The sequence below is a fragment of the Brevundimonas terrae genome, from assembly GCF_011761985.1.
In the GTDB taxonomy this organism is placed as follows: domain Bacteria; phylum Pseudomonadota; class Alphaproteobacteria; order Caulobacterales; family Caulobacteraceae; genus Brevundimonas; species Brevundimonas terrae.
The window spans coordinates 336,266-359,184 of the sequence record NZ_JAASQT010000003.1; the positions used below are offsets into that span (position 1 = coordinate 336,266).

The window sequence follows — 22,919 nt, forward strand, 5'->3', positions numbered from 1 at the left end:
GCCAACAAGCTGAACACAGGATGAAGAGGCTTACAGCCCCGCCGCTGCCCGCAAATCGGCAAAGTCTTGCGGTTCGGGGGCTTCGATGGTCATGCGACCTTCCAGCGGGTGCGGGAAGTTCAGCTTGGCCGCATGCAACATCAGGCGCGGCGCACCACGCCCTGCAAAGGTCAGCGCCCCGCCATAGCGCACATCGCCGACCAGAGGCCGTCCGATATGGGCCATGTGCACACGAAGCTGGTGCATACGTCCGGTCAGCGGCTCCAGTTCAACCACCGCGCCCTCTTCATTGGCCGACAAGGTGCGATAGCGGCTCTGCGAGGCCTGTGCGCCCTCGGCATCATCCGCCACGATCCGCATATAGGCCTCGCGCCCGATCTCCTCGCGACGCAGGGCCGCATCGATCTGGCCCTGACGCGGTTCCGGCGCAGCAGAAATGATGGCGCGATAGGTTTTCTGAAATTTGCGCTCCTGCATGGCCTTGCCGAGGAAGCTGGCCGCAGGTTTGGTCTTGGCAATCAGGATCACACCCGACGTATCGCGGTCGAGGCGATGCACCAGCTCGGGGCGCTTTCCGTTCGAGCGTTTGAACGCCCACAGAAGGTCGTCCAGCGTATGGGCCTGAATACGGCCACCCTGACTGGACAGACCCGACGGCTTGTTCACCACCATGACGTGCGAGTCCTGAAACAGGACCAGCGAACGCATATAGGCGACTTCTTCGGGCGTAAGATCGAGGGGCTGGCGCTTGGTCATGGCGCGCTCTTAGCCCAGCTCCCCCGCTACGTCGATCAGATCAACCGATAATGCCGCGCATGCGTGCAAAACGCGCATAGGCAGCCGAGGCCGCGGCCACGACGATGATGGTGATCGCCGCATACAGGCTGCCCATGCCCATGATCTCGCGACCATTGGTCATGAACTGCACATAGATGGTGTTCACCACAATGGCGGTCAGGCTGGCCAGGAAGGCATTAAAAGCCAGCTTGCGGCGCATCAGCAGCATCAGGGCACCCAGAACCCCCGTCCAGACACCGACGCCAAAGGCCACCTCGGTCCACACCGGCTGGGCTTGCAGATATTGCGCCTGTTCCAGCGTCAGATTGCCCCAATAGGACAGGTTCTTGGTCACCTGCATATACCATTGGGACGCGCCATAACCGTTCCAGATCAGGGTCAGCACACCCACGGCCCACAGATGCCACGGCGCTTTCGTCAGACCTGATTTCATCTGCACATTCATTGTCTTGCCTCCCGAGGTTCAGACCGTATCGTTAAAGCTATTCGCTATGTGCCACAATCAGAGCACCACAATCAGGGGCTTGGGCAGGTCAGACCAGAACCGACTTGCGGGCCATGCGCCATGCATAGACCCAAAGCGCTGATGCAATCGCGATAATGGCATAGGGCAAAATAGCCATCGCGCCTTGTGGTGCGACGCTCGCGGGCGGCGGGTAAACCCAAGCCGAGACGATATTGCTGCCCGCTGCGCCCAGCAGGGACAGGGCAAAGGCCCAGACCGCCCAGCGTTCACGCAACAACAGACAGATCGCGCCCAGTACACCGCCCCAGACCCCGATCCCCCACGGGGCATACAGCCAGCCGGGCAAGGTCTGGAAATACTGCACCATTGTCTCGTGCATGCCTGCATCACGCAAATAGTCTGCGCCGCGTGTCAGGGTCATGGAAAAATCGAACGCGCCATAGCCGTTCCACAACAGGGCCAGAATACCGATAAGCCACAGATGCCACGGCGCAGGTTGCCGCCGGATAATGCCAACCATCAGTCCCTCCCAAGATTGAAAGCCGTCGGCGATCTCACGCCCCTGCAACAATCTGGCAAGGAAAAACTTTCATAGCCCCGCTTATTGGCGGCCCCAATCATCGTCGCCACCATCGCCCTTTGAGGCATTGATCCGCGCCCGCATCTGGCTCCAGCGTTCCATGCGCTGCTTGATCTTCTCTTCGTGGCCCTCGCCCTTGGGGCGATAAAAGCTCTGGCGGGCCATGCCGTCGGGGAAATAGTTGTCGCCGGAAAAGCCTTCGGCCGTATCGGGATCGTACTGATAGCCCTTGCCGTAACCCAGCTCCTTCATCAGCTTGGTCGGGGCATTGCGGATATTGGCGGGTGGCATCAACGAACCGGTTTCGGACGCCGCCTTCATCGCCGCCTTATAGGCCTGATAAACGCCGATAGACTTGGGTGCCGTCGCCAGATGCACGGTGCATTGCGCCAGTGCCAGCTCGCCCTCGGGGGAACCGAGGAAATCATAGGTGTCCTTGGCCGCATTGGCGACGAGGATGGACAGAGGATCGGCCTCGCCAATGTCTTCGACCGCCATACGCACCAGACGGCGCGCAATAAACAGCGGGTCTTCCCCGCCCTTCAGCATCCGCGCCAGCCAGTACAGCGCCGCATCGGGATCGGAGCCACGCACCGACTTATGCAGGGCCGAAATCAGGTTGTAATGTTCCTCGCGGCTCTTGTCATAGGCAGGGGCGCGCTTTTGCAGGATGGAGGCCATGGCCTGCACATCCAGTTGCTCGCCCTCGGCCAGATCGAACAGAACCTCGACCATGGTCAACAGATAGCGCCCGTCACCATCGGCCATGGTGAACAGGGCCTCGCGTGCTTCGGGCAGCAAGGGCAGAGGCTTGCCATTATGGCTTTCGGCGCGTTGCAGCAATTGCTCCATCGCCGCATCGTCCAGCCGTTTCAGCACATAGACCTGCGAACGCGACAGCAATGCGCCGTTCAGTTCAAAGCTGGGGTTTTCGGTTGTCGCGCCAACCAGCGTCACTACACCCGCCTCTACGAACGGCAGGAAGCTGTCCTGCTGGGTGCGGTTAAAGCGGTGGATTTCGTCAACGAACAGAAGGACCGAACGGCCAGACGCACGAATGGCCTTGGCCTGCTCGAATGCCTTTTTCAGATCGGCCACGCCCGAGAAAACGGCGCTGATCTGCATATATTCATAGCCCGCTGCCTTGGCGAGCAGACGGGCAATCGTGGTCTTGCCGGTGCCGGGCGGTCCCCACAGGATCATGGAGCCCAGACGCCCCGCCGCCGTCATGCGCCGGATCGGCCCGCCATCCCCAAGCAGATGATCCTGCCCCACGACCTCGTCCAGAGTTGTCGGGCGCAGACGGTCGGCCAGAGGCGCGTCGGGCGGATGGATGCCGGAGGCTTCGAACAGGTCACTCATGACCTATCCATAGGCCGTCCGGCACCCGATTTCACCTATTTAAGGGATACGACCGTTCAGGCTGCGACCGCCACGAATGATGGTGATTTCCGAACCGCGTCCGGCACGGCCCAGAGCCTCGACCGAGGTCACGGCACGACCATCCACCGACTGGATCACATCATTAGGGCGCAGGCCGATACGATGCGCCATGCTGCCGCGTTGGATGCCCGTCACGAACACGCCATTGGTGAACGGATCACCGCCCATACGGTCGGCCCGCGCCGGATTGAGCGCAATGCCCGAAAGTCCGGCAAGAGCGCCCTGCCCCACGGTTACACCCTTGCTGATCTCGGCATCACCGGGAAGCTGGGTCACGCGGGCATTCACGCTTTGGGTGCGGCCATCACGCAGCAGGGTCACCGCAACCGTCTCGTTCGGCTGTTTGGTGCCGACGCGATAGTTCAGACCGCCCTGATCGTTCACTTCCGCACCGTCGATGGCAGTGATCACATCACCCACCTCGATACCGGCACGCGCCGCAGGGCCACCCGAATAGACGTCCGTCACCAGAAGTCCTTGCGGACGCTCAAGGCCCAGACTGCGGGCCATGTCGCCACTCAGGGTATCGCCCTTTACGCCCAGCCACGGACGCACCACGCGGGTTTCACCACCCACAGCCGAATCCAGCACGCGGCGCACCATGGCTGCCGGTACGGCAAAGCCCACGCCGGTCGAAGAGCCTGTACGGCTGAAGATCGCGGTATTGATGCCGATCAGATCACCATCCATGTCCACCAACGCACCGCCCGAATTACCGGGGTTGATCGGGGCATCGGTCTGGATGAACGAGCCGGAATCGCTGATGCCGGTATCGGTACGGTTCAGGGCCGAGATAATGCCGTTGGTCACCGTCTGGCCCACGCCGAAAGGATTACCGATAGCCAGAACCAGATCACCGACCTGTTGCTCTTCCTGATCGTCGATACGGATGACCGGCAGGTCGCCATTCACCTCTTCCAGTTGCAGCACGGCAATGTCCGAGCGTTCGTCGGCCAGCAGCACGCGGGCGGGAAACTCGCGGCGGTCCTGAAGCGTGACGCGGATCTCGCGCATATCCTTCACGACGTGCGCGTTGGTGATGACGATACCGTCGTTGCGCACAATCACGCCCGAGCCGATCGAGCCGGTCTGGCGGGCGGTCGGGATACCCCAGAACGGGTCACGCCCTTGCTGTACGCCACGCGCGGCAATGTTCACGACAGCGGGGGCCGCCGTGCGGACCACAGGCGCGAAACTGGTTTTCATGGCACCGGCATCGCTGGGGGCGATACGCGGTTGCGCTTCGGTAAAGACGCCCTCTTGCGCCTTGGAGGGTTCCGGCTGGCCGCAGGCCGCCAGCAGCAGGGCTGCGGCCATGGCAAGGTGCGAAGTCTTCATCAAGTCACTCATCCAAGGTGATCCAGTTTTCCAATGCCATTCGGCACAGAGATTGGGACGGCATCAAGGCTCACGCCTTACAGTAAAGCAATGGTGTTCAAACGGTTGCGCTTCAAGCCTCAAGTTTGAGCCTTCTCTTGGCGGTTGGCGCGACGGGCCGTCACGCCGCCCAGTACCGCCCCCGCCACCAGAACCAGCGCCGCAATATAAAACGCTATGCCCGCGGCCTCGCGTCCATGCGGCACCGAAATCGAATAAACCCAGCCAAAGAACAGCGGCGAGGCCACACCGGCAATGGAGGCCACGCTCATATTGGCCCCCTGAAGCTGCCCCTGCTCGCTTTCGCTGACACGGCGCGTCATCAGCGCCTGTAGCGTCGGCATGGCCAGACCCCACAGGGCATTGGGGAACATGGCGGCAATAAACATCGCCCCCGTCGGGACCAGCCCCATCAGGGCGATCCCCACTGCCCCGGCCCACAGACCGAACACCATGGTGCGACGGTCCCCGAACCGTTTGGACATCCGCCCCACCAAGCCGCCCTGCACCGCCATATCCAGCACACCGACCATGGCCAGCAGCAGGCCGACCTGAAGCGGGCCCCAGCCAAATTTGAAACCGGCATAAAGAACGAAAACGGCCGAGAACACATGGTGCGCGAAATACAAAAGGAAGTTCACCATGGCCAAGCCGACCAGCTCGAAATGCCGTTTCAGCAAGATCATGGCCCCGACCGGATTGGCGCGTTTCCAGCTAAAGGCCATGCGCTTTTCAACCGGCAAACTCTCGGGCAGCACAAACAGGCCATACAGGAAGGCCACGCCCGACAGGCCCGCCGCCACCCAGAACGGCACGCGCGGACCGAAATGGCCAAGCAAACCGCCCAAGGCCGGACCCAGCACAAATCCGAACGAGAACGCCGCCCCGATCAGGCCATATCCGCGTGCCCGATCATCCGGTGCCGTCACATCGGCCATATAGGCATAGATGGTTGTAAAGCTGGAGGATGTGACCCCCGCCAGTATCCGCCCCACCGCCAGCCACCACAGGTTCGGCGCCAAGGCCATCAGCACATAATCCGCCGCCAGCCCCGCGCAGCTGATCAGGATGACAGGCCGCCGCCCGTACTGGTCGGACAGCGATCCGATCACCGGCGAGGCCAGAAACTGCATCCCCGCCCACAGCGCCACAAACAGGCCGTTCAGCAGCCCTGCCCGCGCATTGGAGCCGACGAATTCCTCGATCAGGTGCGGCAATACAGGGATGACAATCCCCATCGCCATCACATCCAGAACCGCCGCCACCAGAATAAAACCGATGGCCGATTTACGAACGAGCTTCAGCGTCAAGCGCAACTCCAACAAGAAACGGGCAGCCTCCGAACCAGAGACTGCCCGCTCTATTATGCGAACAACGTCAATCAGGCCTTACGGTTGCGTCACCGGCAAGGTGTCCTGCGGATTGCCGTCGGTTTTCGGCACCGAAATATTCAGCAGACGGCCCAACAGAGGCTGGACATCCACGCTGTCGAGATTTTGCAGTTGGCGACCGGCCACAACACCCGGACCACGGGCGATAAAGATGGCCTGCATGTCTGGCGAGATATTGTCATAGCCATGCGCACCACCCGCCTTGCGTACAGGGCGGTCGCGCGTTGCGATCAGCCAGCCATCTTCGGCCAGACAGACAAAGTCCGACACGCGGTCATGGCTGCCCAGTACCAGACGTGCAGGGATATCGTCCTTTTCCCAGCACTCCATGCGTTCGTGCTTGCCGACCAGTGCCTTTTCCACCTCGTCGTCGCGGTCATCCTTGGCGTTCAGGAAGGCCACAGGGCCGGAATAGACAATGCTGATGGCCGAGGTATCGACATAGTCATCCAGCGTCACCACACGGTCCGGCGATGTCGCGGACATGCCGTGGTCTGACACGATGATCACGACCGTATTTTCGGCCATACCGCGCGCCTTCAGTCCATCCATCAGATAGCCGATAGAGGCATCGGTCTGGGCCATGGCGGCGTTTACTTCATCGGACTGGGGACCATGATGGTGGCCCATCGTGTCCACGATATCGAAATACAGGGTGTTAAGGCGCGGGCGCTCCTGCTCCGGCAGGTCCAGCCATGCCAGAAGCTGGTCCACGCGGGCATTTCCATCCATCGACTGGTTGAACTTGGCCCAGTGGCTGGGGCGCACGCCGTGGATCTCGGCCTCGGATCCCGGCCAGAACATGGTGCCGGTTTTCACGCCTGCCTTTTCGGCGCTGACCCAGATCGGCTCGCCATCATCCCACCAGCGACGGTCGGTCACAGCCGCCTGATTGCCCAGCGAAAAGCGGCCCAGTTCCTCGTCGATCATGTTGTTGCCGACAATGCCGTGGTGATCGGGATGCAGACCCGTGACCAGCGTATAGTGGTTCGGGAAGGTCACCGTCGGGAAGGACGGCTTCATCGGGCCGCTTGCACCCTCAAGCGCCAGACGCGACAGATTCGGCGTCAGTCCCCGCGACAGATAATCGGCACGGAAGCCGTCAATCGACACAAGAATAACCGTCGGCGCGCTCTGGGTCGCAACGATTGCGGGCGTCTCGACATCACCTGTGGTTGCACAGGCCCCGACCATCAGGGTCAGACCCAGCGCAGTTCCTGTGGCCAAACGACGAAACAAAGATGGAGAGATCATACGTCCATTCCCGCAATACAAAGTGCAAACGCCCCTGCTAGGCTTTTTCCGTAACAGTCCCAAGACACAATGCTCCGAGGAATCGGCTTGTCCACCGGCACATTAGGCGGCACTCTGGCTATATGAACGCTGTTATCTCAATAGATAACCTCACCAAAACCTTCGGTGAGGTCAGGGCTCTGAACGGGCTGTCGCTCGAGATTCCCAAGGGCGGCGTTTACGGCATTCTGGGGCCGAACGGCGCGGGCAAGTCCACCCTGTTCCGGGTTCTTCTGGGCTTGATCGAGCCAACGACAGGGCATGCCGAGGTCATGGGTTATCCCATCGGCCACACCCCGACCCTGCGCCAAATCGGCTCGATGATCGAAACACCGCGCTATCCGGCCTTTATGTCGGCGCGCGAATGTCTGTTGTGGCTGGCCACAGCCCACGGACAGGCCCGCGAGGTCGACATCGACTACTGGCTGGATCGTGTCGGCTTGACCGAAGCGGCCCATCGCAAGGTGCGCGGATATTCGGTTGGCATGATGCAGAGGCTCGGCATTGCCGCCGCCCTGATGACACGGCCCGATCTGGTCATCCTGGATGAACCGACCAGCGGCATGGACCCGCCCGGTATTGTGGAAATCCGTGGCCTGATCCGCGATCTAGTCGAAACGGACGGCGTGACCGTGATTGTGGCCAGCCACCAGTTGCTGGAAGTCCAGCGTATGTGCGACCGCGTGGCCATCCTCAATCGCGGACGTCTGGCTGCCGAAGGCTCGGTTGCCGAGCTAAGCCAGTCCAGCGCACACCTGCGCCTGACGGCATCGCCGCTGGCCAAGGTCATGGATATTGTCGGCGAGGCAGGCGAGATTTCCGGCGATACCATCCTCGTCAATATCCGCCGCGAGGACACAGCCGGACTGATCCGGCATCTGGTCATGGAGGGGATCGATGTGATGGAGGCCCAGTGGGTCGGTGCCGATCTCGAAGCCATCTTCATTGCCGAAACCCGCGCTCCGTCCCAAGTGCAGGAGCCGGCCCATGCTGTTTGATGCCATACGCGCCGAACTGCTGCGGTTCTCGCGCCATACACAGGCTTGGCTTTGGGCCCTGCTGGTCATCCCCGTAGGTACAGCCATTGTCGGGCTGTTCTTTCGCCAGTTTCTATATGGCCAACTCCAAAAGGCCGAGGCTGGACTGCCTCCCCGCATCGAAGAGATCGCCAACGCCCCCCTCGGCATCGGCGCATTTCTGGTCGATCAGGCCTCGCAACTGGCAGGGATCAACCTGCTGGCCTTCTTCCTGATCGGGGCTGCCACCATTGCAGCCGCCGACTATCGCTGGGAGACGTGGCGTCTCATCCGCCCCAGCAACAGCCGGATGAACCTGATGCTGGGCAAGGCCTTGGCGATTGCAGCCATCGCCATCATCCCCCTGCTGCTGTTTCTACTGTGTGAACTGCTGGGTCAGGTCATCAGCGCCAGTATCGAGCATCGTCCGATCGTCCTTGGCATGGATGCCAAACTGTCCGGAACCTTCATCACCATGGTGCTGACATCGTGGCTCAGAGTGGTTCAGGTCGGACTGCTGGCTCTGGTTGCCGCAACGGCCACACGATCCCTGTTTGGTGGTTTTGTCATCGCCATCGCCTTCGGTTTCGGCACCTTCATTGTCGAGCGGATGTTCCTCGACTTCGGCTGGAAACCGGAAGAATGGCGCACCTTGCTGCTATTTCCGTCGGCAGCCTATCAAGTGGTCCAGACCTTCCTGGCCCATGGGCCGGTTACACCTGCCACAGCCGGTAAGGCGATTATCGGACTGCTGTTATGGATTGCAGGGCCGACCGCCCTGACGGTCTGGCTGTTCCAGCGTCAGGACCTGTCCAAGGAATAGACGGGCCTAGGCCAGCCGCTTTTCCATAAAGACATCGGCACGCGCATAGGGCGTCTCGCGTGCCGGCAGATATTCAAAGCCATAGGCCTCATACAGCCGCAGTGCCGGTGCCAGCCCCGAATTGGTTTCCAGATAAAGACGGGTCGCACCCAGCGCGCTCGCCTTGTCCACGCAGGACTGCATCAAAAGGCGCGACAGCCCTGCCCCGCGGCTGGCCGGTTCGATCGCCATCTTGGCCAGTTCAAACCCGCCATCATCCATCGGCATCAGCGAGCAACAGCCGACAGCCACACCCGTATCCGTCTCGACAATAAAGATGTGTCCGCCCTTGGCCAGGATCACACCATCGGCATCGTCCAGCACCCGCCGGTCCTTGGCCTCGATGGCAAAACCAGCCTCGATGATCCATCCCTCGTTGAGGGTGCGCCACGCGGACGCATGATCGGGACGATACGGGACAACACTGTACGATAACTTAGCCATACCGTTGGTGTTGCGCCCTGCCCTGTCCGATTTCAAGTCAAACCTGGGCAAAGCAAAAGGGCGGCAGGCCAAAGCCCACCGCCCTTTCGGATCGATAAAGATCAGTAACGAAGCTTAGGCTTCGTCGCTTTCGATCATGACAACCGGACCGGAGTCCTTGCCCTTGGCCGAGACGTCGCGGTCGACGAACTCGATTACGGCCATAGCGGCGTTGTCACCGTGACGGAAGCCAGCCTTCATGATGCGAATGTAGCCACCGCTACGTTCCGCATAACGCGGACCGATGGTTTCAAACAGCTTGCCGACTTGCGGCACATCACGAACGGCGCTGATCGCTTGACGACGAGCGTGCAGGTCGCCCTTCTTAGCGAGGGTGACAAGCTTCTCAACGAAGGGACGCAGTTCCTTCGCCTTCGGCAGAGTCGTTACGATCTGCTCGTGCTTGATCAGCGAGGCAGCCATGTTGGCGAACATGGCCTGGCGGTGGCTGGCCGTACGGCCGAGCTTACGATAGGCGGCGCCGTGGCGCATCGGGGTCTCTCCTACTCAACCCTGGTTTCCGGCCCGAACTCAACGGGGGCGGGACCTAGGGCCTCTCATTCTAACCGCCCCAACCAATCCAACTTAAGGACCTGGGCGGAGGGTTGATGATCAGATCTGGTCGTCGAACTTCTTGGCCAGGTCTTCGATGTTTTCCGGCGGCCAGTTCGGTACATCCATACCGAGGCTCAGGCCCATGGTCGCCAGCACTTCTTTGATCTCGTTCAGCGACTTGCGGCCGAAGTTCGGGGTGCGAAGCATTTCGCCCTCGGTCTTCTGGATCAGGTCACCAATATAAACGATGTTGTCGTTCTTCAGGCAGTTTGCCGAGCGGACCGACAGTTCCAGTTCGTCCACCTTCTTGAGCAGCGACGGGTTGAACGGCAGGTCGGGCTTACCGTCCGACTGCTCGACAGCCTTGGTCGGCTCTTCGAAAGTGATGAAGATCTGGAGTTGGTCTTGCAGGATGCGAGCGGCGAATGCTGCTGCGTCAACCGGCGAAACCGCACCGTTGGTTTCGATTTCGAGAATCAGCTTGTCATAGTCCAGCGACTGCCCCTGACGGGTCGGCTCGACGCGATAGGCAACGCGTTTGACCGGCGAGTAGAGGGCGTCAACCGCGATCAGACCGATCGGGGCGTCTTCCGGACGATTGAACTCGGCTGCCACATAGCCCTTACCGTTTTGGACGGTCAGTTCCATGCGGATCGAAGCACCGTCGTCCAGCGTGCAGATAACGTGATCCGGGTTGAGGACCTCGATATCGGCAGGAACGTCGATCTGAGCCGCCGTCACGACACCGGGACCGGTGGCGCGCAGGGTCATGCGCTTCGGACCTTCCGCATGCATGCGGAGAGCCAGCTGCTTGATGTTGAGGACGATGTCCACAACGTCTTCACGAACGCCTTCCAGCGAGGAGAACTCGTGGACAACGCCGTCGATTTGGATGGCGGTGACTGCTGCGCCCTGAAGCGAGGACAGCAGAACGCGGCGAAGCGCGTTACCGAGCGTCACACCGAAGCCACGTTCGAGGGGTTCAGCGACCAGACGCGCTTTGCGCTGCGGGTCAGAGCCGGCCTCGACCTGGGGCTTCTCGGGACGGATCAGCTCTTGCCAGTTTCTTTCGATCATTAGTGTCCCTCGAACAGGTTTCGCTGACCCCACCTGTGTGCACTCAGGCTAGTAGGGGTCAGCAGAAGAAAAGTGTCAGCCGGCGATTAAACGCGACGACGCTTCGGCGGACGGCAGCCGTTGTGCGGCATCGGCGTCACGTCACGGATGGTCGTGATAGTCATGCCAGCAGCTTGCAGAGCGCGCAGTGCCGACTCACGGCCGGAGCCCGGACCCGAGACGTTCACTTCCAGCGTTTTCACGCCGTGCTCGGCAGCTTTTTTGCCTGCATCTTCAGCAGCCATCTGGGCGGCATACGGGGTCGACTTACGCGAACCCTTGAAGCCCATGTGACCAGCCGACGACCACGAGATCGCGTTGCCCTGGGCATCGGTGATCGTGATCATGGTGTTGTTGAAAGAGGCATTCACGTGGGCAACGCCCGAAGTGATGTTCTTACGCTCGCGACGTTTAACGCGACCCTGTTCCTTAGCCATAGCTCAGGCCTCTCTCTTATTTCTTCTTGCCGGCAATGGCTTTGGCCGGACCCTTGCGGGTACGTGCGTTCGTATGCGTGCGCTGACCGCGGACCGGCAGGCCCTTACGGTGACGCAGGCCGCGATAGCAAGCCAGGTCCATCAGACGCTTGATGCTCATCGAGGTTTCACGACGCAGGTCGCCCTCGACGGTGTGATCACGGTCAATGGTTTCACGGATTTGCAGGATTTCGGCATCGGAAAGTTGGTTCACGCGACGAGCCGGCTCAATGCCAACCTTCGCAGTGATTTCCTTGGCGGTGTGCGCGCCAATGCCGTGGATGTACTGAAGCGCGATTTCAACGCGCTTGTTAGTCGGAATGTTGACGCCAGCGATACGGGCCACGAAAATCTCCAGGTACGCGTTAGTCAGACGCAAAAACCGCTCCGGTTAACAAACCTGAAGCGTGCGCGCCCTTCGCGGAAGACGGTCCTTATACATGGGATTCCCAAGACGTCAACGGGGGCGGCCCGCAAAGAACCCTTAACAGAAGGTTTCTCACGGCCATTCCACTCCCACAGCTATCTCAGCCCCATCCACAGGGTGCCCTTCGCGTGAAGCTGGACGAAAGCGGAAATACTGCGCCGCCGCAAGGGCCGCAGTGCCAAAACCTGCATTTTGAGGGCTTTCACTGACAATCCGGCACGCTTCGAGGCGCGTATCGGCCCGCAACCGGCATATCAACTGCGCGCGGCCCCCTTGCCTGCGCCTGAAAGCCTCGCGCGGATGCAGGCTGCGAATCTCTTCGCGAGACGGACCGCGTATAAGACGCGGGCCCGTCCCTTGGCCGTCACCGGCTCCACTGCCCTGCCCCTGCCCTGTGCCGGTCCCCTCGCCGCCTTGCCCCTGACCCGCGGTCGGCGACTCGGTTTGTGCCACCCCGATCACCAAAGGCGGCTCCGGCGTGGGTACAGGCGGGGCAATCACTTCGGGGCGCGGCATGATTTCGCGAGGACGCGTTATCCGAACCGCTGACTTGGCCGCAGGTGCACCGCCGCCCTGTGTGGAACTCGGTTCGGGGTCCGGCACAGGTTCTGCGGGTACAGGCACGGGTATCAGATCAACCACAAAATAGGGCTGAGGGTCGGCATTGTTCACTTCAGGAGCCAGATGCCCGAGCCACAGACCCAGCGCACCGTGTACCAGACCCACGGCCACAACGGCGGTCCAGACGGTTGCGTATCGTCGTCGCTTGCGTGAAGCACCGGCTGCGCGGCTATCTGGCTTTGTATCGTGGCTCATCAACATGGAACGCATAACCTGCGCCATGGCTCACAGCCTTTAAAGGGACCGCCATAGAAAAAGGGCCGCTACCCGAAGGTAACGGCCCCGTATTTCTTTTACGCTTTGGCCCGATCAGACCAGAGCGCCGTCGATCGCAGCGGCGACAGTGGCGATATCGCCCATGCCGTCTACCTCGGTCAGCTTGCCCTGCGCTTCATAGTAAGGAAGCAAAGGCGCAGTCTGCTTGTTATAAACAGCCAGACGATCCTTGAAGGTTTCAGGATTGTCGTCAGCGCGACCCTGCTCTTCAAAGCGCTTGGTGATGCGCTCGGTCAGAGCGGCGTCATTCACCTTGAGGCGGACAACCGCATCGATCTTGGCACCGCGCTTCTCGAGCATGGCATCCAGAGCCTCGGCCTGTGCCACGGTGCGCGGGAAGCCATCAAAGATGGCTCCACCGGCAGCCTCGGCCTCGGCCAGACGGTCCTCGATCAGGGCAATGACGATTTCGTCGGTGACGAGATCGCCACGCGCCAGAACGTCCTTGACCTTGAGGCCCAGCTCCGAGCCGGACGCAATCGCCGCACGCAGCATGTCGCCGGTGGACAACTGCACCATGCCGCGCGTCTCGACGAGACGCTTGGCCTGAGTGCCCTTGCCCGCAGCGGGCGGTCCGAACAGGATGAGATTCATAACCTGGTTCCCCACAACCCGAATCTTAGCGACGTACAGCCGGCGTACCGCCACGACCACCACGGCCGCGCAGTTTCGCCTTCTTGATCAGACCCTCATACTGGTGTGCCAGCAGGTGGGACTGGATCTGCGATACGGTATCCATCGTCACCGACACAACGATCAGCAACGAGGTCCCGCCGAAGTACATGGCATTGCCCATACCGGCGACCATGAACTCGGGCAGCAGACACACCAGGGTGATGTAGCCGGCACCGATAACGGTCAGACGGGTCAGGACATAGTCCAGATACTCGGCCGTGCGCTTGCCCGGACGGATACCCGGCAGGAAGCCACCGTACTTGCGCAGGTTCTCGGCCGTGTCTTCAGGGTTGAAGGTGATCGAGGTGTAGAAGAAGCAGAAGAAGATGATCAGCGCGGCGTACAGGATGATGAACACCGGCTTGCCGTGCGTCAGTTGCGCGGTCACCAGCGGTAGCCAGCTCATCCACTCCGGCAGGTTCGCCGTGGCGGTAAACTGGGCCACCGTCGTCGGCAGCATCAACAGCGACGAGGCGAAGATTGCCGGAATAACACCGGCCGTGTTCACCTTCAGCGGCAGGAACGAACGTTCGCCACCCGTGACACGGTTGCCTTCCTGACGCTTCGGATACTGGATCAGCAGGCGGCGTTGAGCGCGTTCCATGAACACGATGAACACAACCGTTGCCACGGCCAGAATGGCCAGACCCAGCAGCATGAAGGCCGACATCTGACCTTGTTGGGCCAGACCCAGCAGACGCGCAATCGTGCCCGGCAGAACAGCCACGATACCGGCGAAGATGATCAGCGAGATACCGTTGCCGACGCCGCGTGCGGTGACTTGCTCACCCAGCCACATCAGGAACATGGTACCGCCCGTCAGCGTCACAACGGTTGTGGCGATGAAGAACATGCCCGGCGCATCGACGAGGCCTTGCGAGGCGTTCAGACCCACGGCGATGCCGAAGGATTGAGCCAGAGCCAGCACAACCGTCAGATAGCGGGTATATTGGTTCAGCTGTTTGCGACCTGCTTCGCCGCCTTCCTTTTTCAGCTTCTCCCACGGCGGATACACCGCGCCCATCAGCTGCACGATGATCGAGGCCGAGATGTACGGCATCACGTTCAGCGCAAACACAGCCATACGTTCCACAGCGCCACCCGAGAACATGTTGAACATGTCCAGGATGCCGCGTTGGCCGTCCGGGTTCTGGAAGAACTGGAGGAAGGCATCGGTATTGATGCCCGGGATCGGCACATAGGTACCGAGACGATAGACCAGCAGAGCGCCCAGCGTGAACAGCAGGCGCTTGTGGAGCTCGGTCGCCTTGGCGAACGAACCCATGTTCATATTTGCTGCAAGTTGTTCAGCGGCCGAAGCCATATGCTTTCCCCACGACTATGAGTGTCGTCAGATAAGGTGAAAGCGGCTCCCATGCGAGAGCCGCTTTCGAAAATTCGTCATCCCGTTCGGAAAGATCCCGATTTAACCCACAGGGTTGACCGGGATGACGACAGTATTAGGCCTTGGCAGCCGCGCGCTTGGCACGAGCCGAGATCTTGTTCTCGTCGCCCTTCGGAGCCTTAGCCGGCGGGACCTTGCCCTTGGCAGCTTCGCGCTTGGCAACGCGGGCAGCAGCCTTGGCTTCAGCTTCGATGCGCTGTTGCTCGACCTTGCCACCAGCAGCTTCGATCGCCTTGATGGCGCCCGAGGTTGCCGACCAGACGACCAGGTTCAGCTTGGCCTTCAGTTCGCCTTCGCCCAGAACGCGAACGCCGTCTTTTTCACGACGGATCACGCCAGCAGCGACCAGAGCGGCACCGTTGATTTCAGCCGAAGCGTCGAGCTTGCCAGCGTCGATCGCTTCCTGGATGCGCCACAGGTTGACTTCAGCCAGACGCAGAGCGTTGGCATTGTTGAAGCCGCGCTTAGGCATACGCATGTACAGCGGCATTTGACCGCCTTCGAAGCCGCCAATGGCGACGCCCGAACGCGACTTCTGACCCTTGACGCCGCGACCTGCGGTCTTGCCCTTGCCCGAACCCGGGCCACGGCCGACGCGCATGCGTGCTTTGTGGGCGCCTTGATTGTCGCGGATTTCATTCAGTTTCATGTGCCTGATCCTTTCGGGTGCTAGCGCCAGCCAGGTGCAAGACGCACTTTGGCTGACTCGGCGTTTAAAAACGAAGGGCCGCTAATAAGCGACCCAGCCCTGCATCGCAAGATGCAAACTGTAAAAGCAAAACGCCCTCCCCCGTTTCCGAGGGAGGGCGTTCAAGCTTTTTAGGCTTCGACCACTTCAACCATGTGAGCGACCTTGGCAATCATACCACGTACAGACGGGGTATCTTCCAGGGTGGCTTCACGGCCGATTTGGTTCAGACCCAGGCCCACCAGAGTGGCGCGCTGATCAGCCTTGCGGCGGATCGGGCTGCCAACCTGACGGATGGTCACGGTCTTCTTTTCGGTCTTGGCCATTGATTAGCCCTCCACAGTTTCCGGTGCCGAAGCACCATCGTTGCGGCGGCCCATCAGGTCAGCGACCTTCTTGCCGCGCTTGGCAGCAACCTGACGCGGCGACGACTGAACCTTCAGAGCTTCGAAGGTTGCGCGGATCATGTTGTAGGGGTTCGAGGAACCGGTCGACTTGCCGACGACGTCTTGAACGCCGAGGGTTTCGAGGACGGCACGCATCGGACCACCTGCGATGACGCCGGTACCCGGAGGTGCGGCGCGCATCATGATCTTGCCGGCGCCCCAACGGCCATTGCCGTCGTGGTGCAGAGTGCGGTTTTCGCGCAGCGGAACGCGGATCATCGTCTTCTTGGCTTCTTCGGTCGCCTTGCGGATAGCTTCCGGCACTTCACGTGCCTTGCCATGACCGAAGCCCACACGACCCTTGCCGTCACCGACGACCATCAGGGCAGCGAACGAGAAACGACGTCCACCCTTAACAGTCGCGGCAACACGGTTGATGTGTACCAGCTTCTCGATGATGTCGCTTTCAGCAGCGTCTACTGCCGGAGCGTTGCGGTCGCGGCGATTACGATCGCCGCCGCCGCGTTGGGGTTCACGAGCCATGTCTGTCGTTCCCTTAGAAGTTCAGACCGGCTTCGCGCGCGGCTTCCGCCAGCGCCTTGACCCGGCCGTGATAGATGTAGCCACCGCGGTCGAAAACGACGTCGGAGACGCCCTTTTCGATGGCACGTTCGGCAATCAGCTTGCCAATCTTGGCAGCAGCAGCGACGTCCGAGCCCTTGGAACCCTTGCCACCTTCCAGCGACGAGGCCGAAGCGACAGTGATGCCCTTCGAGTCGTCGATGATTTGTGCCGAGATGTTCTTGTCCGAACGGAAGACCGACAGACGCAGACGACCATTTGCCACAGCCTTGAGGCGGCGACGGTTGCGTTCTGCGCGACGCTTGGCTTGTTGTTGAAGAGAAAGAGCCATGACTTACTTCTTCTTGCCTTCCTTGCGTCGGACAAACTCGCCCTGATAGCGCACACCCTTGCCTTTATACGGCTCGGGCGGACGCATTTTGCGGATGACGGCGGCGATTTCACCAACAGCTTGCTTGTCGTTCCCCGAAATCTTGATTTCGGTTTGCTTCGGCACAGCGAAGGTGATGCCTTCCGGCGGCGTGACGTCTACATCGTGCGAGAAGCCGAGCTGCAGCGACAGAGCGTTGCCCTTCATGGCAGCGCGGTAACCCACGCCGACCAGTTCCAGGGTCTTCTCAAAGCCGTCGGTTACACCGGTTACCATGTTGGCAACCAGGGTACGCGACAGGCCCCACATAGCTTTCGCACGTTGGGTTTCCGAGGTCGGGGTCAGGGAAAGCTCGTCGCCTTCCTGTTTGATCTCGACTTCGTCAGCCAGGGTCCACGAGCGTTCGCCCTTCGGACCTTTAACGGTGACGTCCTGACCGTTGAGCGTGACAGTCACGCCCTTCGGCACGGTGATGGTTTTCTTACCAATACGAGACATATTAGTAGACCCTGCACAGGACTTCGCCGCCGACGTTAGCGTCGCGGGCAGCAGCGTCGCTCATGACGCCCTTGGAAGTCGAAAGGATCGAGATGCCGAGGCCATTCTTGATCGGCTTCAGATCGCCGATTGCCGAATAGACGCGACGGCCCGGCTTCGACACGCGAGCGATCTCAGCGATCACAGGCTGGTTGTCGAAGTATTTGAGCTCGATCTCGAACTGCGGGAACTCACCCGGGTTTTGCACCAGGTTGTAGCCGCGGATGTAGCCTTCCGACTGCAGCACGTCGAGGACGCGCTGGCGCAGACGGGAAGCCGGCGTAAGTACCTTCGAACGCTTGCGGGTAGCCGCGTTCTTGATACGAGCGATCATGTCGCTCAGGGGATCGTTGATCATCATATCTGTTCGCTCCCCTTACCAGCTCGACTTGGTCAAGCCCGGGATTTGACCCAGGTTGCCCAGTTCGCGCAGGGCGACACGGCTCATCTTGAGCTTGCGGTAGTAAGCCCGCGGGCGGCCCGTGATTTCGCAACGGTTGCGAATACGGGACGGTGCGGAGTTACGCGGCAGGGCTGCCAGCTTGAGGCGGGCGTCAAAGCGCTCCTCCAGCGGCAGGCTCTCGTCGTTAGCGATTGCCTTGAGGGCTTCACGCTTCGCGGCATACTTCGCAACCAGGGCCTTGACGGCTTCGTTACGGTTTACGGCGCTTTTCTTAGCCATTGTTCTCTTCCCTTCCCGATCAGTTCACGAACGGGAACTTGAACTCGGCGAGGAGAGCCTTGGCTTCCTCGTCGGTCTTGGCCGTGGTGCAAACGACGATGTCCATGCCCCACATCTGGTCGATCTGGTCGTAGTTGATCTCCGGGAACACGATGTGCTCCTTCAGACCGGTGGCGTAGTTGCCGCGACCGTCGAACGAAGTGCCCTTAAGGCCACGGAAGTCCTTCACGCGCGGAAGCGCGATCGTGACGAACCGGTCCAGGAACTCGTACATTTGGTCGCCGCGCAGCGTCACCTTGCCACCGATGATCATACCTTCACGCAGCTTGAAGCCAGCGATCGAGTTACGAGCCTTGGTAGCAACAGCTTTCTGACCAGCGATAGCCGTCAGATCCTTGAGGGCGGCAGTCGCCTTCTTGGAGTCTGCAACCGCTTCACCGATACCCATGTTCAGGACAATTTTGTCCAGCTTAGGGATCTGCATTTCGTTCGTGTAAGCGAACTTTTCCTTCATGACCGAACGGATACGCGAAACGTACTCGGTCTTGAGGCGCGGGATGTATTTCTCGGTAGCCATCAGATGACGTCTCCGGTCGACTTGGCGAAGCGGACCTTTTGGTCACCTTCAACCTTGAAGCCAACGCGGGTCGCCTTGCCGTTAGCGTCGGCGATTGCGACGTTCGACAGGTGAAGCGAGGCTTCTTTGTGCTTGATGCCGCCTTGCGGATCAGCCTGGGTCGGGCGCGTGTGGCGCTGAACCATGTTGATACCTTGCACGACGACGCGGTTTTCGGTCGGCAGGACTTTGAGCACCGTGCCGGTGCGGCCTTTGTCCTTGCCGGTCAGGACGACAATGTTGTCGCCCTTTTTGATCTTGGCGGCCATGGTTACAGAACCTCCGGAGCCAGCGAGATGATCTTCATGTGGTTCTTAGCGCGAAGCTCACGCGGAACCGGGCCGAAGATACGAGTGCCTACAGGCTCGTTCGACTTGTTAACGATGACGGCAGCCGACTTGTCAAAGCGGATGACCGAACCGTCTTTGCGTTGGATATCCTTGGCGGTGCGAACGACGATGGCGCGAACGACATCACCCTTCTTAACGCGACCGCGCGGGATTGCTTCCTTCACAGAGGCGACAATGGTGTCACCGATCGAGGCGTAGCGGCGCTTGGAGCCGCCCAACACCTTGATGCACATGACCCGGCGGGCGCCCGAGTTATCGGCCACTTCCAGGTTAGTTTGCATCTGGATCATAAGATCAGATCCTTCTGATTACGAGGCAGAAGCCGGGGAAAGAACTTCCCAGCGCTTCAGTTTGGACTTGGGGGCGCACTCGACGATACGAGCGATGTCACCGACCTTGAGGGCGTTGGCTTCGTCGTGCGCGTGATATTTCTTCGAAGACCGGACGGTCTTTTTCAGAAGGGGGTGGAGCAGAGTGCGCTCCACCTTAACCACGACGGTCTTGTCGCCCTTGTCGGACACGACCACGCCTTCGAGAATTCGCTTGGGCATATTCGTTTCCTTACGAAGCGCGCTTCTCACGCAGAAGCGTGGAGATGCGAGCGATATCTTTGCGGACTTCACCAACGCGGTGAGTCTTTTCCATTTGGCCGGTAGCCGCTTGGAAGCGCAGGTTGAACTGTTCCTTTTTGAGCTTCAGAAGCTCATCGGCCAGTTGGTCGACGGTTTGCGACCGGAGATCTGCGATCTTGGTCATTATGCGGCTTGCTCCATTACGATGCCGGCGTCGAGGCGGGTAACCACCTTCGTACGGATCGGCAACTTGGCAGCACCGAGGCGCAGGGCCTCGCGCGCGACTTCGTCCGACACGCCGTCAATTTCGAACATGATACGACCCGGAGCAACACGAGCTGCCCAGTGATCGATCGCGCCCTTACCTTTACCCATACGCACTTCTGCGGGCTTACCGGTAACCGGCAGGTCCGGGAAGATACGGATCCACACGCGGCCTTGACGCTTCATGTGGCGAGTAACGGCACGACGGCACGCTTCAATCTGACGAGCAGTGATGCGTTCCGGTTCCATGGCCTTCAGGCCGTAGGAGCCGAAGTTCAGCGAGAAGCCGCCCTTCGACGAACCGTGGATACGGCCCTTAAAGGCCTTACGGTATTTGGTCTTTTTAGGTTGCAGCATGGTCTAATCAGCCCTCACGACCACGACGCGGACCGCGATCACCGCGGGGGCCACGTTCACGGCCTTCGTTGGACGAAGGACCTGCGGCTTCCAGAGCCCAGCGCTTGTCTTGAGCCATAGGATCGTGCTCGAGCACTTCACCCTTAAAGACCCAAACCTTCACGCCGATGATGCCGTAGGTCGTCTTGGCTTCATAGAAGCCATAGTCGATGTCAGCACGCAGGGTGTGGAGCGGCACGCGACCTTCGCGGTACCATTCCATACGAGCGATTTCCGCGCCACCGAGGCGGCCCGAGACGTTGATACGCACGCCCTTTGCGCCGAGACGCATGGCCGATTGCATCGAACGCTTCATCGCGCGGCGGAAAGCCACACGACGCTCGAGTTGCTGAGCGATGTTTTCAGCGATCAGCTGTGCGTCGGTTTCCGGCTTGCGAACTTCGACGATGTTCAGGTGAACTTCGCCTTCGGTGCGAGCCGCAATGTCCTTGCGCAGCTTGTCGATGTCAGCGCCCTTTTTGCCGATCACGACGCCCGGACGGGCAGCGTAGATCGTCACGCGGCACTTCTTGTGGGGACGCTCGATGATCACACGAGCAACGCCAGCAGCCGACAGACGTTCCTTCAGCCACGTACGCAGCTTCAGGTCCTGGTGCAGCAACTTAGCGTAGTCAGCACCGCCGGCGAACCAGCGGCTGTCCCACGTACGGTTTACGCCGAGGCGCAGACCGATTGGATTGATTTTCTGACCCATTAGGCGGCCTCACCTGCTTCGCGAACCACGATCGTGATTTCGCTGAACGGTTTCATGATGCGCGACGAGCGACCACGAGCGCGGCTCGCAAAACGCTTCATCACCAGGTTCTTGCCAACGAAGGCTTCGGCAACCACGAGGTTGTCGATGTCCAGGTTGTGGTTGTTTTCGGCGTTCGAGATAGCCGAATACAGAGCCTTGCGAACGTCGATGGCGATGCGCTTGCGGCTGAACTCCAGCTCGTTCAGAGCTTTCTGGACCGGCATGCCACGGATCGAGGCAGCCACCAGGTTCAGCTTTTGCGGGCTGATACGAACATTAACCAGCTTAGCGCGGGCTTCGTTCGTAGCAACACGACGGGTGTTCTTGGTCTGGGCCATGGATTATTTCCTCTTGGCCTTCTTGTCCGCAGCGTGACCCGGGAAGTTACGGGTCGGCGCGAACTCGCCGAACTTCATGCCAACCATCTCTTCCGAGACGGCGACAGGAACGTGCTTCTGGCCGTTGTAAACGCCAAAGGTCAGACCCACGAACTGCGGCAGGATGGTGGAGCGACGCGACCAGGTTTTGATCACATCTTTACGGCCCGACGATTGAGCGGCGTCGGCCTTCTTGAGCAGATACCCGTCGACAAACGGGCCTTTCCAGGAGGAGCGGGCCATTCTTAGCGAGCCTTCTTCACGTGACGGCTACGGATAATGTACTTGTCCGTGGCCTTGTTCTTGCGAGTACGGGTACCCTTGGTGTCCTTACCCCACGGCGTAACCGGAGTACGGCCGCCCGAGGTACGACCTTCACCACCACCGTGCGGGTGGTCGATCGGGTTCATGGAGACGCCGCGGACGTGCGGGCGGAAGCCCATGTGACGCTTGCGACCAGCCTTACCGAGGTTCTGGTTCATGTGATCCGGGTTCGACACGGCACCAACGGTAGCCATGCACGCATCCAGAACCATGCGCAGTTCACCCGAACCCAGACGGATTTGAGCGTAACCTTGGTCGCGGCCAACCAGCTGGGCGTAAGCACCAGCCGAACGAGCCAGCTGAGCACCCTTGCCCGGCTTCATCTCCACGTTGTGGATGATGGTGCCGACCGGCATCGAGCGCAGCGGCATCGCGTTGCCCGGCTTCACGTCGACCTTCTCGCCAGCGACGATCGTGTCACCAGCCTTCAGGCGTTGCGGAGCGATGATGTAGGTCTTCTCGCCGTCGGCATAGTTTACCAGGGCGATGAAGGCGGTGCGGTTCGGGTCATATTCCAGACGCTCGACAGTACCGATAGCGTCGAACTTACGACGCTTGAAGTCGATCTTGCGATACAGGGTCTTAGCGCCACCGCCACGGAAGCGGACAGCGATACGACCACCCTGACCACGACCGCCCGACTTGGTCAGGCCTTCGGTCAGCGACTTCTCCGGGCGGCCTTTGTGCAGCTCGGAACGGTCTACCAGTACCAGGGCGCGGCGGCCCGGGGACGTCGGATTGAAATGCTTCAGAGCCAT

General features: G+C 60.5%; 34 protein-coding genes. 2 read left to right on the forward strand and 32 right to left on the reverse strand.

Annotation, left to right across the window (positions count from 1 at the left end; genetic code table 11):
- Nucleotides 1-30 precede the first annotated feature (30 nt).
- The 7 genes from FHS64_RS10035 to FHS64_RS10065 form a co-directional block, all read right to left on the reverse strand.
- Entirely contained in the window at nucleotides 31-756 is a 726-nt protein-coding gene (locus FHS64_RS10035) for an RluA family pseudouridine synthase (RefSeq protein ID WP_167178058.1), read from the reverse strand.
- Between the two features lie 40 nt (nucleotides 757-796).
- Nucleotides 797-1,231 (reverse strand): hypothetical protein, encoded by a 435-nt coding sequence (locus tag FHS64_RS10040; RefSeq protein ID WP_167178059.1) that lies wholly within the window; start codon nucleotides 1,229-1,231, stop codon nucleotides 797-799.
- Between the two features lie 100 nt (nucleotides 1,232-1,331).
- Complete coding sequence (locus FHS64_RS10045) at nucleotides 1,332-1,784, reverse strand: hypothetical protein (RefSeq protein ID WP_167178060.1); 453 nt, start codon at nucleotides 1,782-1,784, stop codon at nucleotides 1,332-1,334.
- A gap of 81 nt (nucleotides 1,785-1,865) precedes the next feature.
- The gene (locus FHS64_RS10050) at nucleotides 1,866-3,206 is read right to left on the reverse strand and encodes a replication-associated recombination protein A (protein ID WP_167178061.1); all 1,341 of its coding nucleotides are present in this window, start codon (nucleotides 3,204-3,206) and stop codon (nucleotides 1,866-1,868) included.
- A gap of 39 nt (nucleotides 3,207-3,245) precedes the next feature.
- On the reverse strand, nucleotides 3,246-4,625 hold the full coding sequence (locus FHS64_RS10055) for a trypsin-like peptidase domain-containing protein (RefSeq protein ID WP_167178062.1): 1,380 nt from the start codon (nucleotides 4,623-4,625) through the stop codon (nucleotides 3,246-3,248).
- Between the two features lie 119 nt (nucleotides 4,626-4,744).
- On the reverse strand, nucleotides 4,745-5,974 hold the full coding sequence (locus tag FHS64_RS10060; RefSeq protein WP_243862915.1) for a TCR/Tet family MFS transporter: 1,230 nt from the start codon (nucleotides 5,972-5,974) through the stop codon (nucleotides 4,745-4,747).
- A gap of 78 nt (nucleotides 5,975-6,052) precedes the next feature.
- Nucleotides 6,053-7,309: an alkaline phosphatase family protein gene (locus tag FHS64_RS10065; protein ID WP_167178063.1), complete on the reverse strand. Its 1,257-nt coding sequence runs from the start codon at nucleotides 7,307-7,309 to the stop codon at nucleotides 6,053-6,055.
- Nucleotides 7,310-7,431: 122 nt separating this feature from the next.
- On the opposite strand from FHS64_RS10065, the gene FHS64_RS10070 reads away from it, so the two are divergent.
- Nucleotides 7,432-8,346: an ABC transporter ATP-binding protein gene (locus FHS64_RS10070; protein WP_167178064.1), complete on the forward strand. Its 915-nt coding sequence runs from the start codon at nucleotides 7,432-7,434 to the stop codon at nucleotides 8,344-8,346.
- Nucleotides 8,336-9,187 carry an ABC transporter permease subunit gene (locus FHS64_RS10075; RefSeq protein WP_167178065.1) on the forward strand — a complete coding sequence of 284 codons (852 nt, stop codon included), beginning with the start codon at nucleotides 8,336-8,338 and terminating at the stop codon, nucleotides 9,185-9,187. Before FHS64_RS10070 ends, FHS64_RS10075 begins: the two co-directional genes overlap by 11 nt.
- Nucleotides 9,188-9,193: 6 nt before the next feature.
- Here the strand turns inward: FHS64_RS10075 and FHS64_RS10080 are convergent, their stop codons facing one another.
- From FHS64_RS10080 to rplB, 25 genes are all read right to left on the reverse strand, one after another.
- A complete protein-coding gene (locus tag FHS64_RS10080) occupies nucleotides 9,194-9,670 on the reverse strand; it encodes a GNAT family N-acetyltransferase (protein ID WP_167178066.1) in 477 nt (158 codons plus the stop codon).
- Nucleotides 9,671-9,784: 114 nt separating this feature from the next.
- Entirely contained in the window at nucleotides 9,785-10,201 is a 417-nt protein-coding gene (rplQ, locus tag FHS64_RS10085; RefSeq protein WP_167178067.1) for a 50S ribosomal protein L17, read from the reverse strand.
- Between the two features lie 120 nt (nucleotides 10,202-10,321).
- Complete coding sequence (locus tag FHS64_RS10090; protein WP_167178068.1) at nucleotides 10,322-11,341, reverse strand: DNA-directed RNA polymerase subunit alpha; 1,020 nt, start codon at nucleotides 11,339-11,341, stop codon at nucleotides 10,322-10,324.
- Between the two features lie 86 nt (nucleotides 11,342-11,427).
- Nucleotides 11,428-11,817, reverse strand: coding sequence for a 30S ribosomal protein S11 (gene rpsK, locus FHS64_RS10095; RefSeq protein WP_167178069.1), 390 nt, complete (start codon nucleotides 11,815-11,817; stop codon nucleotides 11,428-11,430).
- 16 nt (nucleotides 11,818-11,833) lie between these two features.
- On the reverse strand, nucleotides 11,834-12,202 hold the full coding sequence (gene rpsM, locus FHS64_RS10100) for a 30S ribosomal protein S13 (protein WP_167178070.1): 369 nt from the start codon (nucleotides 12,200-12,202) through the stop codon (nucleotides 11,834-11,836).
- A gap of 153 nt (nucleotides 12,203-12,355) precedes the next feature.
- A complete protein-coding gene (locus FHS64_RS10105) occupies nucleotides 12,356-13,114 on the reverse strand; it encodes an energy transducer TonB (RefSeq protein WP_167178071.1) in 759 nt (252 codons plus the stop codon).
- Nucleotides 13,115-13,213: 99 nt separating this feature from the next.
- Nucleotides 13,214-13,774, reverse strand: a complete 561-nt coding sequence (locus tag FHS64_RS10110; RefSeq protein WP_167178072.1) for an adenylate kinase — start codon at nucleotides 13,772-13,774, stop codon at nucleotides 13,214-13,216.
- Between the two features lie 25 nt (nucleotides 13,775-13,799).
- Nucleotides 13,800-15,179 carry a preprotein translocase subunit SecY gene (gene secY, locus FHS64_RS10115; protein WP_167178073.1) on the reverse strand — a complete coding sequence of 460 codons (1,380 nt, stop codon included), beginning with the start codon at nucleotides 15,177-15,179 and terminating at the stop codon, nucleotides 13,800-13,802.
- A gap of 136 nt (nucleotides 15,180-15,315) precedes the next feature.
- Nucleotides 15,316-15,909: a 50S ribosomal protein L15 gene (gene rplO, locus FHS64_RS10120; RefSeq protein WP_167178074.1), complete on the reverse strand. Its 594-nt coding sequence runs from the start codon at nucleotides 15,907-15,909 to the stop codon at nucleotides 15,316-15,318.
- 170 nt (nucleotides 15,910-16,079) lie between these two features.
- Complete coding sequence (gene rpmD / locus FHS64_RS10125; RefSeq protein ID WP_167178075.1) at nucleotides 16,080-16,274, reverse strand: 50S ribosomal protein L30; 195 nt, start codon at nucleotides 16,272-16,274, stop codon at nucleotides 16,080-16,082.
- A gap of 3 nt (nucleotides 16,275-16,277) precedes the next feature.
- Nucleotides 16,278-16,877, reverse strand: a complete 600-nt coding sequence (gene rpsE, locus FHS64_RS10130) for a 30S ribosomal protein S5 (protein ID WP_167178076.1) — start codon at nucleotides 16,875-16,877, stop codon at nucleotides 16,278-16,280.
- Nucleotides 16,878-16,890: 13 nt separating this feature from the next.
- Nucleotides 16,891-17,247: a 50S ribosomal protein L18 gene (gene rplR, locus FHS64_RS10135; protein ID WP_167178077.1), complete on the reverse strand. Its 357-nt coding sequence runs from the start codon at nucleotides 17,245-17,247 to the stop codon at nucleotides 16,891-16,893.
- Between the two features lie 3 nt (nucleotides 17,248-17,250).
- Nucleotides 17,251-17,784 carry a 50S ribosomal protein L6 gene (rplF, locus tag FHS64_RS10140; protein ID WP_167178078.1) on the reverse strand — a complete coding sequence of 178 codons (534 nt, stop codon included), beginning with the start codon at nucleotides 17,782-17,784 and terminating at the stop codon, nucleotides 17,251-17,253.
- A 1-nt stretch (nucleotide 17,785) separates the two neighbouring features.
- Complete coding sequence (gene rpsH / locus FHS64_RS10145; protein ID WP_167178079.1) at nucleotides 17,786-18,184, reverse strand: 30S ribosomal protein S8; 399 nt, start codon at nucleotides 18,182-18,184, stop codon at nucleotides 17,786-17,788.
- Between the two features lie 15 nt (nucleotides 18,185-18,199).
- Nucleotides 18,200-18,505 (reverse strand): 30S ribosomal protein S14, encoded by a 306-nt coding sequence (gene rpsN, locus FHS64_RS10150; RefSeq protein ID WP_167178080.1) that lies wholly within the window; start codon nucleotides 18,503-18,505, stop codon nucleotides 18,200-18,202.
- Between the two features lie 19 nt (nucleotides 18,506-18,524).
- Nucleotides 18,525-19,082 carry a 50S ribosomal protein L5 gene (gene rplE / locus FHS64_RS10155; protein WP_167178081.1) on the reverse strand — a complete coding sequence of 186 codons (558 nt, stop codon included), beginning with the start codon at nucleotides 19,080-19,082 and terminating at the stop codon, nucleotides 18,525-18,527.
- A complete protein-coding gene (rplX, locus tag FHS64_RS10160) occupies nucleotides 19,082-19,390 on the reverse strand; it encodes a 50S ribosomal protein L24 (RefSeq protein WP_167178082.1) in 309 nt (102 codons plus the stop codon). The genes rplE and rplX overlap by 1 nt, the downstream gene beginning before the upstream one ends.
- Nucleotides 19,391-19,392: 2 nt before the next feature.
- Nucleotides 19,393-19,761, reverse strand: a complete 369-nt coding sequence (rplN, locus tag FHS64_RS10165; RefSeq protein ID WP_167178083.1) for a 50S ribosomal protein L14 — start codon at nucleotides 19,759-19,761, stop codon at nucleotides 19,393-19,395.
- Between the two features lie 18 nt (nucleotides 19,762-19,779).
- Nucleotides 19,780-20,022, reverse strand: a complete 243-nt coding sequence (rpsQ, locus tag FHS64_RS10170; RefSeq protein ID WP_167178084.1) for a 30S ribosomal protein S17 — start codon at nucleotides 20,020-20,022, stop codon at nucleotides 19,780-19,782.
- Between the two features lie 10 nt (nucleotides 20,023-20,032).
- Complete coding sequence (rpmC, locus tag FHS64_RS10175) at nucleotides 20,033-20,227, reverse strand: 50S ribosomal protein L29 (RefSeq protein ID WP_167178085.1); 195 nt, start codon at nucleotides 20,225-20,227, stop codon at nucleotides 20,033-20,035.
- Nucleotides 20,227-20,664, reverse strand: coding sequence for a 50S ribosomal protein L16 (gene rplP, locus FHS64_RS10180; RefSeq protein ID WP_167178086.1), 438 nt, complete (start codon nucleotides 20,662-20,664; stop codon nucleotides 20,227-20,229). The genes rpmC and rplP overlap by 1 nt, the downstream gene beginning before the upstream one ends.
- Nucleotides 20,665-20,671: 7 nt before the next feature.
- Entirely contained in the window at nucleotides 20,672-21,418 is a 747-nt protein-coding gene (rpsC, locus tag FHS64_RS10185) for a 30S ribosomal protein S3 (protein WP_167178087.1), read from the reverse strand.
- The gene (rplV, locus tag FHS64_RS10190; protein ID WP_167178088.1) at nucleotides 21,418-21,798 is read right to left on the reverse strand and encodes a 50S ribosomal protein L22; all 381 of its coding nucleotides are present in this window, start codon (nucleotides 21,796-21,798) and stop codon (nucleotides 21,418-21,420) included. Before rplV ends, rpsC begins: the two co-directional genes overlap by 1 nt.
- A 3-nt stretch (nucleotides 21,799-21,801) precedes the next feature.
- Nucleotides 21,802-22,080: a 30S ribosomal protein S19 gene (rpsS, locus tag FHS64_RS10195; protein ID WP_167178089.1), complete on the reverse strand. Its 279-nt coding sequence runs from the start codon at nucleotides 22,078-22,080 to the stop codon at nucleotides 21,802-21,804.
- A gap of 2 nt (nucleotides 22,081-22,082) precedes the next feature.
- Nucleotides 22,083-22,919: a 50S ribosomal protein L2 gene (rplB, locus tag FHS64_RS10200; protein ID WP_167178090.1), complete on the reverse strand. Its 837-nt coding sequence runs from the start codon at nucleotides 22,917-22,919 to the stop codon at nucleotides 22,083-22,085.

Excerpts from the sequence above, each read along its gene's own strand:
- FHS64_RS10050 (WP_167178061.1), bottom strand. The coding sequence starts at position 3,206 with ATGAGTGACCTGTTCGAAGCCTCCGGCATCCATCCGCCCGACGCGCCT.
- rplF (WP_167178078.1), bottom strand. The coding sequence starts at position 17,784 with ATGTCTCGTATTGGTAAGAAAACCATCACCGTGCCGAAGGGCGTGACT.
- FHS64_RS10065 (WP_167178063.1), bottom strand. The coding sequence starts at position 7,309 with ATGATCTCTCCATCTTTGTTTCGTCGTTTGGCCACAGGAACTGCGCTG.
- FHS64_RS10090 (WP_167178068.1), bottom strand. The coding sequence starts at position 11,341 with ATGATCGAAAGAAACTGGCAAGAGCTGATCCGTCCCGAGAAGCCCCAG.
- secY (WP_167178073.1), bottom strand. The coding sequence starts at position 15,179 with ATGGCTTCGGCCGCTGAACAACTTGCAGCAAATATGAACATGGGTTCG.
- rplR (WP_167178077.1), bottom strand. The coding sequence starts at position 17,247 with ATGGCTCTTTCTCTTCAACAACAAGCCAAGCGTCGCGCAGAACGCAAC.
- rplV (WP_167178088.1), bottom strand. The coding sequence starts at position 21,798 with ATGGCCCAGACCAAGAACACCCGTCGTGTTGCTACGAACGAAGCCCGC.
- rpsS (WP_167178089.1), bottom strand. The coding sequence starts at position 22,080 with ATGGCCCGCTCCTCCTGGAAAGGCCCGTTTGTCGACGGGTATCTGCTC.
- rplB (WP_167178090.1), bottom strand. The coding sequence starts at position 22,919 with ATGGCTCTGAAGCATTTCAATCCGACGTCCCCGGGCCGCCGCGCCCTG.
- rpsQ (WP_167178084.1), bottom strand. The coding sequence starts at position 20,022 with ATGCCCAAGCGAATTCTCGAAGGCGTGGTCGTGTCCGACAAGGGCGAC.
- rpmD (WP_167178075.1), bottom strand. The coding sequence starts at position 16,274 with ATGGCCAAGACCGAAAAGAAGACCGTGACCATCCGTCAGGTTGGCAGC.
- rpsE (WP_167178076.1), bottom strand. The coding sequence starts at position 16,877 with ATGGCTCGTGAACCCCAACGCGGCGGCGGCGATCGTAATCGCCGCGAC.
- FHS64_RS10075 (WP_167178065.1), top strand. The coding sequence starts at position 8,336 with ATGCTGTTTGATGCCATACGCGCCGAACTGCTGCGGTTCTCGCGCCAT.
- rplP (WP_167178086.1), bottom strand. The coding sequence starts at position 20,664 with ATGCTGCAACCTAAAAAGACCAAATACCGTAAGGCCTTTAAGGGCCGT.
- FHS64_RS10070 (WP_167178064.1), top strand. The coding sequence starts at position 7,432 with ATGAACGCTGTTATCTCAATAGATAACCTCACCAAAACCTTCGGTGAG.
- FHS64_RS10080 (WP_167178066.1), bottom strand. The coding sequence starts at position 9,670 with ATGGCTAAGTTATCGTACAGTGTTGTCCCGTATCGTCCCGATCATGCG.
- rplX (WP_167178082.1), bottom strand. The coding sequence starts at position 19,390 with ATGGCCGCCAAGATCAAAAAGGGCGACAACATTGTCGTCCTGACCGGC.
- rpmC (WP_167178085.1), bottom strand. The coding sequence starts at position 20,227 with ATGACCAAGATCGCAGATCTCCGGTCGCAAACCGTCGACCAACTGGCC.
- rpsK (WP_167178069.1), bottom strand. The coding sequence starts at position 11,817 with ATGGCTAAGGAACAGGGTCGCGTTAAACGTCGCGAGCGTAAGAACATC.
- rpsH (WP_167178079.1), bottom strand. The coding sequence starts at position 18,184 with ATGATGATCAACGATCCCCTGAGCGACATGATCGCTCGTATCAAGAAC.
- rplQ (WP_167178067.1), bottom strand. The coding sequence starts at position 10,201 with ATGCGCCACGGCGCCGCCTATCGTAAGCTCGGCCGTACGGCCAGCCAC.
- FHS64_RS10045 (WP_167178060.1), bottom strand. The coding sequence starts at position 1,784 with ATGGTTGGCATTATCCGGCGGCAACCTGCGCCGTGGCATCTGTGGCTT.
- rpsC (WP_167178087.1), bottom strand. The coding sequence starts at position 21,418 with ATGGGTCAGAAAATCAATCCAATCGGTCTGCGCCTCGGCGTAAACCGT.
- FHS64_RS10035 (WP_167178058.1), bottom strand. The coding sequence starts at position 756 with ATGACCAAGCGCCAGCCCCTCGATCTTACGCCCGAAGAAGTCGCCTAT.
- FHS64_RS10055 (WP_167178062.1), bottom strand. The coding sequence starts at position 4,625 with ATGAAGACTTCGCACCTTGCCATGGCCGCAGCCCTGCTGCTGGCGGCC.
- rplE (WP_167178081.1), bottom strand. The coding sequence starts at position 19,082 with ATGGCTACCGAGAAATACATCCCGCGCCTCAAGACCGAGTACGTTTCG.
- rplN (WP_167178083.1), bottom strand. The coding sequence starts at position 19,761 with ATGATCCAGATGCAAACTAACCTGGAAGTGGCCGATAACTCGGGCGCC.
- FHS64_RS10110 (WP_167178072.1), bottom strand. The coding sequence starts at position 13,774 with ATGAATCTCATCCTGTTCGGACCGCCCGCTGCGGGCAAGGGCACTCAG.
- rplO (WP_167178074.1), bottom strand. The coding sequence starts at position 15,909 with ATGAAACTGAATGAAATCCGCGACAATCAAGGCGCCCACAAAGCACGC.
- FHS64_RS10105 (WP_167178071.1), bottom strand. The coding sequence starts at position 13,114 with ATGCGTTCCATGTTGATGAGCCACGATACAAAGCCAGATAGCCGCGCA.
- FHS64_RS10040 (WP_167178059.1), bottom strand. The coding sequence starts at position 1,231 with ATGAAATCAGGTCTGACGAAAGCGCCGTGGCATCTGTGGGCCGTGGGT.
- rpsN (WP_167178080.1), bottom strand. The coding sequence starts at position 18,505 with ATGGCTAAGAAAAGCGCCGTAAACCGTAACGAAGCCGTCAAGGCCCTG.